Source organism: Solwaraspora sp. WMMA2101 (assembly GCF_049179175.1).
Taxonomy (GTDB): Bacteria; Actinomycetota; Actinomycetes; order Mycobacteriales; family Micromonosporaceae; genus Micromonospora_E.
This window is the reverse complement of the sequence record NZ_JBMHMA010000006.1, coordinates 5241463-5254698: the sequence shown is the minus strand read 5'-3', so window position 1 is coordinate 5254698 and position 13236 is coordinate 5241463. Positions and strand designations below refer to the sequence as shown.

Sequence of the window (13236 nt, the reverse complement as noted above, 5' to 3'; positions counted from 1 at the left end):
GCCCCCGCCGCGCCTGCCGGCGACACCCCCTGTGCGGCGATCCGGGCAGAACTTGTACGCTGGACCTTGCACCTCGCCTGCCGAGGTGCGTGCGGGCGTAGCTCAATGGTAGAGCCTCAGTCTTCCAAACTGATTACGCGAGTTCGATTCTCGTCGCCCGCTCCACCAGCTCCACCGCAGGTCAGCGGCGGTTTCTACGAACGCTTGCCATCCCCGGTCGCGGGCGTGCCGCGGGCCTGGCTGGAATGATCCGCCGGGCCGGGTCGTTGTGCATGGTCCGCGACGCGCAGTAGACCGCTTCGGCCAGCCCCCCGGCATGCCTGCCCGTTCCACCTGCCCGTTCCGACCTGCCTGGGCGTCCTGGCGGACCGGTACTGCGGTAGAACAGTATTCCTCAGAGGAATAATCATTCCTCTGAGGTATATCGCCCGGACGGGTGTCCCTGTCCAGCGCCGTCACGGTCGGTGACGTGGCGGACCGCGAGGCCACTGCGGGGAATGGCCGGCCGGCCCGCATGGTTGTACATTGTCGCGACGCACGGAAGGCCAGCCCCGAGCGGGCGAGTAGCCGCCGCCGCGTCCCCGTACCACCCGGACGACCGTTTACCGCACACCCCGCACGACCGCCCGCCCCGGCACGCTTCCCGGGGCCCGGGTGGCGGGTGTGCCCCCTCGGAAAACGGAAGGTGGACCCCCCATGACCACGATCATCACCCGCACCCTGCGCACCACCGCCCTGGGCATCGCCGGTCTCACCCTGGCCGGCGGCGCGATCGCCGGCCCCGCCCTGGCCGCCGACCACGCCCCCACCGCCCTCGCCGCACCCGTGTCCGCCGCAGCCGCGAGCGACAGCGGCGTCGACACCGCCAAGCTCATCCCGCACGGCGTGCAGGGCGAACAGTCCCGCATCGACCTGAGCAGCGAGCAGACCGACAACGTCAAGGGCATCATCGCCGCCACGAAGAAGGCCGGCATGGACGAGCGGGCCGCCGTGGTCGCGATCGCCACCGCGCTGCAGGAGTCGAAGCTGGAGAACCTCGGCCACCTGGGTGACCGTAACGACCACGACTCGCAGGGCCTGTTCCAGCAGCGGCCGTCGTCCGGCTGGGGCACCGTCGAGCAGATCACCGACGTCGAATACTCCACCACCGCGTTCCTCAACGGGCTGAAGGCCGTCGACGGCTGGCAGGACATGCCGCTGACCCAGGCCGCGCAGACCGTGCAGGTGTCGGCGTACCCGGACCACTACGCCCAGTGGGAGACCCAGGCCGCCGAACTCGTCGCCCAGCACTGGAACAGCTGACCCGGAACCAGACACAGACACAGCAGACAGGTCGAAGGGCCGGACCCCGTACCCCGGGGTCCGGCCCTTCGACGTGTGCGACCGAGTCGGTCAACTGCGACCGAGGAGCTCCGCGTTGAGGATGGTGCCGCCCAGGCTCCAACCGCCGTCGGTGACCTCCTCGAGGATCACCAACGTGGTCGGCCGGGCGCGTTCGCCGTACACGTCCACGAAGGCGTCGGTGACGGCGTCCTGCAGCTTCTTCTTCGACTCCGGGGTGAGTGTGTCGGCGGGGACCTTGAGGTTGGCGTACGGCATGGGGGTTTCCTTTCTGACCGGCTGGTTCAGCGGGCGTGCGGGTCGGTGGCGTTGAGCGTCGTCACAACCTGGTCGTAGTCGCCGCAGACCTCGGCGTGCCGGAGGAACTTCACCCGGTCGACCAGGATCTCGTGGGCTTTCGGGTCGGCCTCGATCAAGGTCATCACCTCGTCGGCGAACTCGTCGAGTGCCATCGCGGCGTCCGAGGTCTCGTGGCCCCGCATCAGCGCGGTCCGCACGGCGGGTGGCACGAGCTCGATCACCTGTACGCCGACCGGCGCCAACTGCAGGCGCAGGGTCTCGCTGAGCTGGTGGATCGCCGCCTTCGTGGCGTTGTAGGTAGGGGTGACCCGCAGCGGGACGTGCGCAAGGCCGGACGAGACCGTGACGATCGTGGCGTCGGGCCGGGTCTGCAGGTGCCCGGTGAGGGCGGCGATCAGCCGGATCGGGCCGAGCAGATTGGTGGTGACGACCTCTTCGGCATCGGCGAGGAAGCCGGAGCCCGTCCAGTCCTCGGCCCGCATGATGCCGGCCATTGCGATCAGGACGTTCAGCTCCGGGTAGCGCTCGACGACGTCGGCGGTCGCCGCCGCGATCGACGCCGCGTCGGCGGTGTCGATGCGTACGGTCCCGAATCCGTGGTCGGCGGCGAGCTTGTCGAGCAGGTCGCCACGCCGCCCGCCGATGACGACGGTGTTGCCGGCGGCCTGCAGCCGTAGGGCAAGCGCCAGTCCGATACCGGAGGTGGCACCGGGTACGAAGATGGTGTTTCCGGACGTGTTCATGTCACCTACCTTCGCCGCCGGGCCGCCGGTTAGGCACCAACCCGGTGATCGGGGGATCCGCGATCCCTGGCTGCGACGGCGCGGCGCGGCGCACCATGGACGGCATGAACCGTGCTGCCCTGGCCGATTTCCTGCGCCGCCGCCGCGAGGCGTTGCGCCCGTCCGACGTCGGTCTGGTGTCCGGGCCGCGTCGTCGCACGCCGGGACTGCGCCGGGAGGAGGTCGCGGCGCTGACCGGCATGTCCGCCGACTACTACGTGCGGATCGAGCAGCAGCGCGGCCCGCAGCCGTCGACGCAGATGCTGGCCGCGCTCGCCAGGACGCTGCGGTTGACCGCCGACGAACGGGACCATCTGTTCCGGCTGGCCGGGCACAACGTCCCCCGCCGTACGCCCGAGGACACCCACGTCGCCCCGGCCCTGCTGCGGGTGCTGGACCGGATGGCGGACACCCCGGCGTTGATTCTGTCGTCGCTCGGCGAGGCGCTGGTGGCGAACCGGCTGGCGGTGTCGATCTTCGGCGATCCGGCTGCGCGTACCGGCCTGGCCCGCTGCGACGTCTACCGGTGGTTCACCGATCCGGCTTCCCGGGCGGTGTACCCGCCGGAGTACCACGACCGGCACGGCCGCGGCCTCGTCGCCTCGCTGCGGGTGGTGCACGGCGCGGCCGGGCCGCACTCACGCGCCGGTGAGCTGGTGCGGGCGCTGCTGGCCGAGTCGCCCGAGTTCCACGAACTCTGGGAGCGGCACGAGGTCGCCCGCCGGTTCTCGGACCACAAGATCGTGGTGCATCCGGAGGTCGGTGCGATCGAGGTGGACTGTCAGGCCCTGTTCACCGAGGACCAGTCGCAGGCGTTGCTGGTACTCACGCCACGGCCGGGCAGCGAGGCCGAGGACAAGATCCGGCTGCTCGCGGTGCTGGGACACCAGCACTTCGCGACGGCTGACCGCTGAAGCGACGAGCTGCCAGCTTCAGCGCAGGATGGTCCGGAGCGCGTCGATGACCCGGTCCTGGTCGGCGTCGGACAGCTCCGGGTGGATCGGCAGCGACAGCTCCTCGGCGTAGTACGCCTCCGCCGTCGGACACAGGCCGCGCCGATAGCCGAGATCGGCGAAGACCGGGTGCCGGTACACCGGCAGGTAGTTGACCTGCACGCCGATGCCGGCCGCCCGCATCCGGTCGTAGACCTCGCGACGGCGGCCGTCGCGGACCCGCACCGGGTAGAGGTGCCAGACCGGGTCGACCCAGGGCCGTTGTTCGGGCAGCCGCAGCCCCGGCAGGTCGGCGAGCAGCTGACCGTAGCGGGCCGCCAGCTGTGCCCGGCGGGCCGTGAACTGCGGCAGCCGGGCCAGCTGGTTGAGTCCGAGACCGCACAGTACGTCGGAGAGCCGGTAGTTGAGCCCGAAGCTGTGCACCTCCTGGTGCCAGCCGCCCTCGTCGGGTTCGCGCAGCCGCTGCGGGTCGCGCACCATGCCGTGGCTGGCGAACCGGCGTACCCGGTCCAGCAGGTCGGGGTCGGTGCCGGTCACCGCGCCGCCCTCCCCCGTGGTGAGGTTCTTGGTGGGGTAGAACGAAAAGGTCGTCAGGTCGGCCAGCGCGCCGACCGGCACCCCACGGTACGTCGACCCGATGGCGTGCGCGGCGTCGTCGACGAGGACCGCCCCCGCCTCGGCGGCCACCTTGCGCAGCTGTCCGTACTCGGCGGGGTGGCCGGCGTAGTCGACGGCGGTGACCACCCGGGTCCGGGTCGTCACCGCCGCCGCGACGGCGGCCGGGTCGAGGTTGCCGGTGGCCTCCTCGACATCGGCGAAGACCACCCGGGCGCAGTGCAGCGCGGCGGTGGCCGCCGTCGCCACGAACGTCAACGGCGTGGTGACCACCTCGTCGCCGGGGCGCAGGCCGACAGCGGCGTACGCGGTGTGCAGCGCGGCGGTGCCGGAGCTGACACTGACGCAGCCGACTCCGCCGAGGTGGGCGCCGAGTGCGGCTTCGAACCGGTGGACGGTCGGTCCGGCGGCCAGCCATCCGGTGCGGACGGCGTCGGCGACCGCGTCGGCGTCGGAGGCGTCGAGGCAGGGCTGTCCGTAGGCGAGCATCGAGTTGACTCCTGTCGTCGAGGGTGGCTTCACACCCGGGTCAACGGGGCGGGTCGTGGGCGCGCCTCGGCCGGTTCCCGGGCCGGGCGGCGGGTGAGTCGTCGGGTCAGCAGCCACCAGGACGAGACGGAGAGTCCGGCGTACAGCGTGACGCAGGCCAGGGCCGCACCGAGCGCGCCCCACAGCCCGACTGCGACGACGAACAGCAGCACCGCCACCGCGCTCCAGAGCAGGCCGAACGCGCCGACGGCGCCCATCCGGCCGGCGCCGAGCAGCGCCCGGCTGGCCACCGCGTACGGCACGAAGGCGATCTCGGCGACGACGAGGACCAGCAACAGCGGCCGGGCACCGGCGAACTGCGGGCCGAGCAGTGGCACGATCACCAGCCAGCCGAGTCCGACGGTCGCCGCGCCGGTGGCGACGACGGCGACGGCGGTGGTCGTCACCGTGCGTACCGGGCGCAACGGGCGGTCGGTGAGCGCGGCGTCGCGGTTGACGAGTTGGCCGATGGCGGTGGGCACCATCCGGGGCAGCTGGCCGAGGGTGGACGCCACCGAGTAGACGCCGACCGTCGCCGCGCCGGTGATCGCGCCGAGCACGTACCGGTCGAGCCGTAGCGTCAGCGCCAGGCCGAGGGTGAGGCCGAGCGCCCGGACCCCGTGGCGGAGCAGGGCCGACAGGTCACTGCGGGTCGGTCGCGCGAAGCTCAGCAGCCCGGCGGCGCGCAGCCGGGTCACCTGTACGGTGACCGCCGCGAGCATGCCGAGGCCCTGGCCGGCCAGCAGGGTCCAGACGGCCGGGGCGACGGCCACGGCGACGAGCAGCCCGACGGTCCCGCCGACGGTGGTGGTGATCGCCCACAGGCTGCCGCTGCGGAACCCGCCGGCGGCGTACCAGCTGTCGGGCAGTTGGGTGTGGGCGACGTACCCGCAGGTCAGCACGGACAGGGCGAGCAGGTAGCGGGGGTCGGTCAGGCCCGGGTCGATCAGCGGGGCGCAGGCCGCCGAGACGGCGACGGCGGCGACGGCGGCGACGGCGACCGCCGCGACCGACCACCAGGTGTAGCTGGCAACCAGGTCGCGCCGGCGGGTGCCGGTCAGGGTCGACGGGTACGCCGCCCGCAGTTGCGGACCGGTGCCCAGGCCGGCGAGCAGTGGCACGATTCCGGCGGTGGAGACGCCGAGCACCATCAGGCCACGCCCGTGCGGGCCGAGCACCGCGCTGGCCAGCAGCGCCGCCACCATGTTGCTGCCCAGCTGGACGGCGCTGGAGGCGGTCAGCAGGGCAAGGGTGGACCGCCGGCTGCGGATCACCGGGGGTCGGCCCGCCACAGTGTCCGCCACTGCGCGGCCGCGTGCCGGGTCTGGAACGGCGACGCCGTGAAACTCGCCCGGATCCGGGCCCGCCCGTCCCGGTCGGTCCGGACGGCGCTGGTCACCGCCTCGGCCCACCGGTGTGCTCCGGCGGCCAGGTCGACGAGGGTGAGCCCGTTGACGTACCGGGACGCCTCCCGCAGGCAGGGCAGGTCGGTGGCGACGACCGGCAGCCCGGCGGCGAGCGCTTCGAGGACCACCCCGGGCAGTCCCTCCCAGTGGGAGGTCAGGACGAACACGTCGGCGGCGGCGAGGACCGAGGCGATCTCGTCGACTTCGCCGGCGAGGGTGACCGTCGGGTCGTCGACCACGTCGGGGTGGGCCGACACGATGTCGTCGGTGCCGCACGGGCCGACGACCAGCAGCCGGGTCGTCGGTTGCCCCGGCGGTGTCTGGTCGCGGACCGCGCGGTGCACGTCGACCAGGAACGGCCGGTTCTTCTCCGGTGCGGCCCGGCCGATGTAGCCGATGACGACGTCGTCGGAGGGGATGCTCCACTGCCGGCGGGCGGCGAGCCGGTCGGGGCCGGCGACCCGGGCGGCGTCGACGCTGTTGTAGAGGATCCGGCAGCCGGGCAGGCCGACGCGGCGTCCGGCGTACGCCATCGCCGCGTCGCTGACGGCGACGATGTCGGTGGCGACCAGGTGCAGCAGGCGGCGCAGTACGGCGCGCAACATTCGGCGGGCGGCGGTGTCGCGGCGGCCGTCGCCCTCGCTCCACATCCGGGCGATCCGCACCGGTACGCCCCGCAGCATCGCCACCGCCAGCACGATCGCGCTGAACAGGCTGATGTGGGAGACCACCACGTCGACCGGCCGGGACCGCAGGCACCGCCACAGCCGCACCGGGTGGGTGACGGCCGGGTGCTGCGGGACCTGCACGACCTCGGCTCCGGCGGCCCGGAACTGCGGGGCGAGGCTGCCCTCGCGCCCGCCCATGGTGATGAAGGTCTGCCGGACCTCGTCGGCGGGGATCGCCCGGCACATGTCGAGCGAGAGTGTCTCCGCGCCGCCCCGGTCCAGGCTGGCGATGACGTGGACCACGTGCACCGGTTCCGCCGGCTCCCGGACCGCCGCCGACGCTGCCGCAGCCGGTGTCCTGGTGGTCGAAGCGGCGAATGGCCGGCTCACGTGTAGCTCCTCTGCCGGGTGGTGGCGTGTCGGCGGCACCGGGCGGCGGTCGCGTCGGCGACGGCCTGGTAGAAGCCGGCCCGGCGGGCGCGCAGTTCGGACGCGGCGTAGTCCCGGGCGCGGGCCAGGTTGCGGGCCGACGCGGCGGCCATCAGCTCCGGCCGGTCCAGCAGCGCGGCGATGGTCGCGGCCAGCCGGTGCGGGTCGTCGGGCGCGACGGTGAACTCCGCTGGCAGTAGTTCGGGGATGCCGCCGACGGTGGAGCCGACGGCGGGCAGCGCCCGCGCCATCGCTTCGAGCATCGCGCGGGGCAGACCTTCGGTGCGCGACGGCATGACGAACAGGTCGGCGGCGTCGAGTCGCCGGCGGACGGCGTCGCCCGGCGGCAGCGCGCCGGTGAATTCGACCCGGTCGGCGACGCGGTGATGGCGGGCGAGGTCGGTCAGCCATGGCCGGTACCGGCCGTCGCCGACGTGCACCAGCCGCAGGTCGCGGCCGGCGGCGACCAGTCCGGCGAGCGCCGCGATCAGGGTGTCGACGCCTTTGTAGCGCTGCTCCAGGGAGCCGACGCTGATCAGCGTGGTGGGTCCGGCGGGCCGGACGGCCGTACGGGGGGTGTCGACGTACGCGGCCGGGGCGAGGTCGACGTCGGAGACGGCGACGCTGATCGCGCCCGCGGCGGTCGGATATCTGGCCTGCAGGAACTGTTCGGTCACGTACCCGACGGCGATGGCGCGCCGGCACTGTCGGCGCAGCTGCCGGACCCAGGTGCGGCGCAGCACCGGCCGCAGCGGGTGGTCCACCACGCCGGGGGCGAACAGGTCGTACGGGTCACCGACGACTTCCACCGCGTACGGCAGTCGCTGCCGGTCCCGGGCGGCGGCGAGCAGGCCGCCGACCGGTGTCGGGGCCCGCAGGATCAGCGCGTCGGCGGGTCCGACGCAGTCGCGCAGCGCCCGGCCGATCGCGGCCCGGCGGGCGAGGTACTGGTACGGGCCGAGGTAGTGCGGCACCGGCCGCACCTGCACCTGCGGGCCGTCGACCCGTTTCGCCTCGGGCGGCGCGACGGCGACGTCGCGTACCCGGGCGACCACCCGGACCTCGTCGAACGCCGTCAGGTACCGGGTCCAGAACTGGTGGTCCTGCCCGATCTCGGTCCACAGTCTGTCGTCCGGGGTCCGTGCGATCCGTCCTTCGACGGCTACCACCGCTCGCATCGACGTCTCCTTGCGTTCGAGGTCACACCTTCTGGCCGGCGCCGTGCCGGGCAGGTTCGGCCCCGGACCCGGCCGGCGGGCCCGGCGGTACGGACTCGGCCGCAGCGCCCGGCGGTACGGACTCGACCGGCGGCGTCGGCCGGTGGTAGCCGTACGCGCGCAGCAACGGGGCGGTCAGGGTGCCGATCAGCCGTCGGTGCCCCGCCGGCAACGAGGCGCGCCAGGCGTCGTCGACGCGCAGCCGCAGCCGGCCGGTGTCGAACCGCATCCGGTTACCGGAGACGCTGTGCAGGGTGCTGAACCGTGCGTGGTCGTCGCCCAGGAAGGACAGGTCGGCCTCGGCAAGGGGCAGGCCGGCGAAGTCGGCCAGGGCGGTCAGGGCACCCGGCGGATCGGCCAGGACGTCCTCGTAGCGCATCCGGCGTATCCGCAGGTCGGTCCCGGGGACGTCGGTGCGGCGGCCGAGGCGGGCCAGCAGATCGTAGGCGGCGTTGTGCCCGCTCCAGCTCAGCGCGCACCGGACCGACGGGAACGTCGGCACCGGCACCAGGGTGCCGGCTTCGTGGTCGTGGACCGGTTTCATCCAGGAGTACGCGACCCCGCGCGGATCCCGTACCAGGTGCAGGATCCGCAGGTCGGCCGGGCCGGCCCAGCGCAGGCCGTACGCCAACGCGGTGTCCTTGGACGAGTCGACGACGACCTGTGCTCCGGTGATGGTCGCCGCCGCCGTGTAGATGCGCGCGTGGTAGCCGACGTAGGTGGCGACCCGCGATCGGCGGCGGCCGGTCAGTCGTGGCCCGGCGAGCCGCCGCAGGTGCCGGGTACGGCCGACCGTGTCGCGCAGTCGGCGTACCCGGTCGAGGTCGACGTTGTGCCAGCCGCCGAAGGCGTACTCGCCGATGCGCCGCCACAGCGGGCAGTCGTGGAACGCGGCGCCGCAGGCGCAGCGCCGGTTGTCGCGGACGCCGTTGTCCCAGACCTGCGCGACCTCGCCGAGGCCGCAGACGCCGGGCAGTTCGTTGAGGATCCGTTCGACCAGGGTGCTGCCGCTGCGGCCCATCCCGCCGATGTAGAGCAGTCGCATGCTCACCTGCCCCGGCTCGCGTACACGTAGTAGGGGATCCACGGCCGGGGGTCGCCGGGCCGGGTGGTGATCGTGTAGCCGGCGGCGCGCAGCAGTGCCTTGACCGGCGCGAAGGTGCGCATCCAGGCGTCGGCGGGGCCGTCGGCCTTGAAGTCGTGGCAGGAGACCACCAGGTTGTCGACGACGTCGAGCACGTCGACGGCGGACCGCAGCACCTCCAGTTCGGCGCCTTCGATGTTCATCTTGAGCAGGTCGACGCGGTCGACGCCGCAGCTGTGCAGGATCTCGTCCAGCCGTCGGCCGACGACCTCGACACCGCCGGCACCCGTGTCGCTGTCGGGCGCGTCGGCGCGGGTGATGCCGTTGCGGATGTGGCCGAGGGTGTCCTCGTCGAGGCGGACCGGGCCGGCCTCGCCGACGACGGCGCACTCCAGCAGGGTCACGTTCGACAACCGGTTCAGTTCGACGGTACGGCGCAGGCAGCGGAAGGTGCGCGGATGCGCCTCGATGCTGAGCACCCGGCCGGTGTCACCGACGGCCCGGGAGAAGATCCGGACCTCCGAGCCGACGCCGGCGCCGATGTCGACGACCGTGCCGCCGGGGCGCGGCTGGTGGGCGTACAGGAAGGTGTCCCGGGCGATCCGGTCCTCCTGCGCGGCGCACGCCCCGCCCAGCGTGGTGTTGACCACGACCCCGCTCGGGTACCGGTGGATCCAGTCCTGGTCCTCGTAGCGCACGACGCACCGCGACCGGGAGCGCAGCGACAGGGCGATCCCGCCCAGCCCGGCGATGATCCGCGGATCCACCCGGTCGTCGACCGCGTCGAGGATCCGTCGGCGCAGACTCACCGACATGGCGGCACCTGCTTTCCGGTGTGGTCCGGCCGGACCGGGCCGGTGGCGGCGCGGTGCCCGTGGTCGGGTCGCCAGTGGTCGCGGTACCAGGCGAAGGTGCGGGCGACGCCGTCGTCCAGCCCGACCTGCGGCTCGTAGCCGGTCAGCCGGCGCAGGGTACGCAGGTCGGGGCAGCGCCGGTGCACCGAGCCGGGCGGTGCCGGCTCGGGTTGCAGGCTGGCGTGGCTGCCGGCGGTCCGCAGCACCAGTTTCGCCAGGTCGGCGATGTTGGTCTGCTCGGCGTCGTTGCCGATGTGCACGATCTGCCCGGTCGCGGCCGGGGTGGCCATCAGCCGCAGGACCGCCTCGACCGCGTCGTCGACGTGGCAGAAGGCCCGGTACTGGTCGGCGCCGGGCACCCGGAACGGGTCCTCGCCCCGGATCGCCCGCAGCGCCATCTCCGGCACCACGTGGTCGGCGCCCATCCGGGGCCCGTACACGTTGTGGAACCGGCCGACGACGGCGCCGGCTCCGGCGGCGCGGGCGCCGTGCAGCACGGCGGCCTCGCCGAGCAGTTTGCTGGTGGCGTACGCGAACCGGGGCGCGGTGACGTCGGCCACCATGGCGGGCACGTCCTCACCGGTGGGTACGGCGGCGACGCCGGCGTCGACGGCACCGGCGTACACCTCGCTGGTGGAGCTGAAGAAGACCCGGTCGGCGGTGGTCAGCCAGTCCATCAGGTGCAGGGCGACCAGCGCGTTGACCCGGACCACCCGGGCCGGGTCGGCTTCGACGTTGCGGACCCCGACGACGGCCGCGAGCAGGTACACCTGGTCGAACCGGTGGGGCAGCGCCGCCCAGGTGCTCGCGCGGGTGAGGTCACCGGTGACCACCTCGACGGCCGGGTCGGCGCAGACCCGGGCCAGTTCGGCGTCGTCGCGGCCCCGGGAGAAGTCGTCGACGACGGTGACGGTGTGTCCGTCGGCGAGCAGCCGACGGGTCAGGTGCAGTCCGATGAAGCCGGCTCCGCCGAGCACGAGCGCGCGCATCACACCAGCTCCCCGGCCGGGCGGTAGCCGATGCCCTCGTAGTGGGCGCCGGCGGCCCGGACCAGCTCCTCGTCGAGGATGCGCCACGAGTCGTAGACCAGCCGGACGCCGGTGCCGGGCAGCAGCGTCGTCACCGGCAGCGCCCGGTAGTCGGGGTGGTCGTTGAGCACCAGCACGGCGTCGGCTTCGCTGAACGCCTTGTCCAGGCTGACCGGGTCGCCGCCGTGTGCCCGGACGACCTCGTCGGTGACGAGTGGGTCGTGGCCGAGTACCCGCAGCCCGGCCCGTTGGAAGACCGGCATCATCGGCACGATCGCCGCGCCCCGCATGTCGTCGGTGGGCGGCCAGCCCTTGTAGGCCCAGCCGAGGACGGCCAGGGTCGCACCGGCGGTGCCGCCGCGCAGTTGCCGCAGCCGCCCGACGACGGTCTCGGCGACCTGCACCGGCAGTTGTTCGTTGCGCTGGCGGGCGGCCGCGACGAGCAGCGGGGTGTGTGCCGGCGCGCTGGCACCGAACAGGTACGGGTCCTTGGTCAGGCAGCTGCCGCCGACGAACCCGGGGCGGGCCAGGTCGGGCCGGGGGTAGTCGTGGTTGGCGGCCCGGACGACCTCCAGCGGGTCGACGCCGTGCGCCCCGGCGAGCAGGGCGATCTCGTTGCCGTAGGCGTAGATCAGGTCGGTGTGGCAGTTGTTCGCGAGCTTCACCAGCTCGGCGGCCTCCAGACTGGAGACCGGGACGACCTGGCGGGCGAGCACCCCGAACAGGGCCACCCCGGCGTTGCGGCTGGCGTCGTCGAGGCCGCCGACGATCTGCGGTAGCTCGGCCAGCTCCCGCATGGCCTGGCCCTGGATGGTGCGTTCCGGGGCCATCACCAGGCGGGCCCGGCCCCAGGCCGCGGTCAGCGCCGGCAGCACGGTCCGCCGGCTGGTGCCGACCGGTACGGTGCTGCGCACCACGACGAGGGTGTCGGGCCCGCACTGGCGGGCGATCTGCGCCGCCGCTGCGGCGATGTTCGTCAGGTCCGGTTGCCGGGTGTCGGCGCGTACCGGCGTCGACACGCAGATGATCGCCGCGTCGAGGCCGGCCGGCAGGTCCGGGTGGATGAACAGCGAGGTGCCGAGGGTCTCGGTCAGCGCGTCGGCCAGGCCCGGTTCGTAGAGGTGCACGCGGCCCTGGGCGAGGGAGTCCCGCACGGTCGGCGAGCTGTCGACGCCGTACACCTCGAAGCCGTTGCGGGCCAGGCCGGCCGCCAGCGTCAGGCCGACGTAGCCCATCCCCACTACTGCGATCCGGTTGAACACGGTCTCTCCTTCGGGATACGGGTGGTCACCGGGGGTCGCGCAACGCCGCCGGCAGCAGGATCGGCGCGAGCGTCGCGAAGGTGCGGTTCGCCTCGTCGTAGTCCTCGGGTCGGCCGATGTCGAGCCAGTAGCCGTCGAAGTCGTAGGCGGCGGGTGGGTCGCCCCGGTCGATGAGGTCGGTCATCAGCCGGTCGAATCCGAGGGCGATACCGACCGGGTACGCCGCGATCGTGGCCTTGCTGAGCCCGTAGACGCCCATGCTGACCCGGTAGTCGAGGACGGGTTTCTCCTTGAACTCGACGACCTTGTCGCCTTCGACGGCCAGCACTCCGAAGTCGACCTCGACCTTGCGGCGGAAGGTCGCGACGGTCACCGGGGCGCCGGAGTCGACGTGGGCGCGCAGCAGGTCGGCGTAGTTCAGGTTGGTCAGGATGTCGCCGTTCATCACGAGGAACCGGTCCGGTAGCCGGTCGCGCAGCCCGAACAGTGGGCCGACGGTGGACAGCGGGGTCCGTTCCTCGGCGTAGTCGACGTGCAGGCCGAACCGGGTGCCGTCGCCGACGAAGGCCCGGATCAACGAACCGTGGTGGTTGATGGCCAGTGTCGCGGTGCGGAAGCCGTACGCGGCGAGTTGATGCAGGACGATTTCCAGGATCGCGAAGTCGTCCCCGATCGGCACCAGTGGTTTCGGCAGCGCGGTGGTGTACGGCCGCAGGCGGACGCCTTTGCCGCCCGCCATGATCACGGCATGCATGTCATCCATGGCGCA

Annotated in this window: 13 protein-coding genes and 1 tRNA gene; 3 read left to right on the top strand and 11 right to left on the bottom strand. The window is 73.0% G+C overall.

Annotation, left to right across the window (positions count from 1 at the left end; translation table 11 throughout):
* The first annotated feature begins 91 nt into the window (after positions 1 to 91).
* Both ACN28F_RS24920 and ACN28F_RS24915 read left to right on the top strand, forming a co-directional pair.
* Positions 92 to 165: transfer RNA gene (locus tag ACN28F_RS24920), tRNA-Gly, on the top strand.
* Between the two features lie 531 nt (positions 166 to 696).
* Positions 697 to 1302 (top strand): hypothetical protein, encoded by a 606-nt coding sequence (locus tag ACN28F_RS24915; RefSeq protein ID WP_421359958.1) that lies wholly within the window; start codon positions 697 to 699, stop codon positions 1300 to 1302.
* 90 nt (positions 1303 to 1392) lie between these two features.
* Here the strand turns inward: ACN28F_RS24915 and ACN28F_RS24910 are convergent, their stop codons facing one another.
* Together ACN28F_RS24910 and ACN28F_RS24905 are read right to left on the bottom strand one after the other, a co-directional pair.
* Complete coding sequence (locus tag ACN28F_RS24910; protein WP_289210277.1) at positions 1393 to 1599, bottom strand: tautomerase family protein; 207 nt, start codon at positions 1597 to 1599, stop codon at positions 1393 to 1395.
* Positions 1600 to 1625: 26 nt separating this feature from the next.
* Positions 1626 to 2384, bottom strand: a complete 759-nt coding sequence (locus tag ACN28F_RS24905) for an SDR family oxidoreductase (protein ID WP_421359956.1) — start codon at positions 2382 to 2384, stop codon at positions 1626 to 1628.
* Positions 2385 to 2488: 104 nt separating this feature from the next.
* Between ACN28F_RS24905 and ACN28F_RS24900 the strand changes: the two genes are divergently transcribed.
* The gene (locus ACN28F_RS24900) at positions 2489 to 3337 is read left to right on the top strand and encodes a helix-turn-helix transcriptional regulator (protein ID WP_289210275.1); all 849 of its coding nucleotides are present in this window, start codon (positions 2489 to 2491) and stop codon (positions 3335 to 3337) included.
* A gap of 18 nt (positions 3338 to 3355) precedes the next feature.
* Here ACN28F_RS24900 and ACN28F_RS24895 read toward each other — a convergent pair whose 3' ends face one another.
* Genes ACN28F_RS24895 through ACN28F_RS24855 form a run of 9 tightly spaced genes read right to left on the bottom strand, consistent with a single transcriptional unit; the run spans position 3356 to position 13230 of the window.
* On the bottom strand, positions 3356 to 4480 hold the full coding sequence (locus ACN28F_RS24895) for a DegT/DnrJ/EryC1/StrS family aminotransferase (protein WP_421359954.1): 1125 nt from the start codon (positions 4478 to 4480) through the stop codon (positions 3356 to 3358).
* Between the two features lie 29 nt (positions 4481 to 4509).
* Entirely contained in the window at positions 4510 to 5811 is a 1302-nt protein-coding gene (locus ACN28F_RS24890; protein WP_421359953.1) for a lipopolysaccharide biosynthesis protein, read from the bottom strand.
* Positions 5790 to 6983 carry a glycosyltransferase gene (locus tag ACN28F_RS24885; RefSeq protein WP_421359951.1) on the bottom strand — a complete coding sequence of 398 codons (1194 nt, stop codon included), beginning with the start codon at positions 6981 to 6983 and terminating at the stop codon, positions 5790 to 5792. The genes ACN28F_RS24890 and ACN28F_RS24885 overlap by 22 nt, the downstream gene beginning before the upstream one ends.
* Positions 6980 to 8200 carry a glycosyltransferase family 4 protein gene (locus ACN28F_RS24880; protein ID WP_421359950.1) on the bottom strand — a complete coding sequence of 407 codons (1221 nt, stop codon included), beginning with the start codon at positions 8198 to 8200 and terminating at the stop codon, positions 6980 to 6982. The genes ACN28F_RS24885 and ACN28F_RS24880 overlap by 4 nt, the downstream gene beginning before the upstream one ends.
* Positions 8201 to 8222: 22 nt before the next feature.
* A complete protein-coding gene (locus tag ACN28F_RS24875; RefSeq protein WP_289210878.1) occupies positions 8223 to 9284 on the bottom strand; it encodes a sulfotransferase domain-containing protein in 1062 nt (353 codons plus the stop codon).
* A 2-nt stretch (positions 9285 to 9286) separates the two neighbouring features.
* Complete coding sequence (locus ACN28F_RS24870) at positions 9287 to 10138, bottom strand: FkbM family methyltransferase (RefSeq protein ID WP_421359949.1); 852 nt, start codon at positions 10136 to 10138, stop codon at positions 9287 to 9289.
* Entirely contained in the window at positions 10129 to 11166 is a 1038-nt protein-coding gene (locus ACN28F_RS24865; protein WP_421359947.1) for an NAD-dependent epimerase/dehydratase family protein, read from the bottom strand. Before ACN28F_RS24865 ends, ACN28F_RS24870 begins: the two co-directional genes overlap by 10 nt.
* Positions 11166 to 12467: a nucleotide sugar dehydrogenase gene (locus ACN28F_RS24860; protein ID WP_421359945.1), complete on the bottom strand. Its 1302-nt coding sequence runs from the start codon at positions 12465 to 12467 to the stop codon at positions 11166 to 11168. Before ACN28F_RS24860 ends, ACN28F_RS24865 begins: the two co-directional genes overlap by 1 nt.
* Before the next feature lie 25 nt (positions 12468 to 12492).
* On the bottom strand, positions 12493 to 13230 hold the full coding sequence (locus ACN28F_RS24855; RefSeq protein ID WP_289210267.1) for a sugar phosphate nucleotidyltransferase: 738 nt from the start codon (positions 13228 to 13230) through the stop codon (positions 12493 to 12495).
* Positions 13231 to 13236 lie beyond the last annotated feature (6 nt).

Excerpts from the sequence above, each read along its gene's own strand:
- ACN28F_RS24915 (WP_421359958.1), top strand. The coding sequence starts at position 697 with ATGACCACGATCATCACCCGCACCCTGCGCACCACCGCCCTGGGCATC.
- ACN28F_RS24910 (WP_289210277.1), bottom strand. The coding sequence starts at position 1,599 with ATGCCGTACGCCAACCTCAAGGTCCCCGCCGACACACTCACCCCGGAG.
- ACN28F_RS24905 (WP_421359956.1), bottom strand. The coding sequence starts at position 2,384 with ATGAACACGTCCGGAAACACCATCTTCGTACCCGGTGCCACCTCCGGT.
- ACN28F_RS24900 (WP_289210275.1), top strand. The coding sequence starts at position 2,489 with ATGAACCGTGCTGCCCTGGCCGATTTCCTGCGCCGCCGCCGCGAGGCG.
- ACN28F_RS24895 (WP_421359954.1), bottom strand. The coding sequence starts at position 4,480 with ATGCTCGCCTACGGACAGCCCTGCCTCGACGCCTCCGACGCCGACGCG.
- ACN28F_RS24880 (WP_421359950.1), bottom strand. The coding sequence starts at position 8,200 with ATGCGAGCGGTGGTAGCCGTCGAAGGACGGATCGCACGGACCCCGGAC.
- ACN28F_RS24875 (WP_289210878.1), bottom strand. The coding sequence starts at position 9,284 with ATGCGACTGCTCTACATCGGCGGGATGGGCCGCAGCGGCAGCACCCTG.
- ACN28F_RS24870 (WP_421359949.1), bottom strand. The coding sequence starts at position 10,138 with ATGTCGGTGAGTCTGCGCCGACGGATCCTCGACGCGGTCGACGACCGG.
- ACN28F_RS24865 (WP_421359947.1), bottom strand. The coding sequence starts at position 11,166 with ATGCGCGCGCTCGTGCTCGGCGGAGCCGGCTTCATCGGACTGCACCTG.
- ACN28F_RS24855 (WP_289210267.1), bottom strand. The coding sequence starts at position 13,230 with ATGGATGACATGCATGCCGTGATCATGGCGGGCGGCAAAGGCGTCCGC.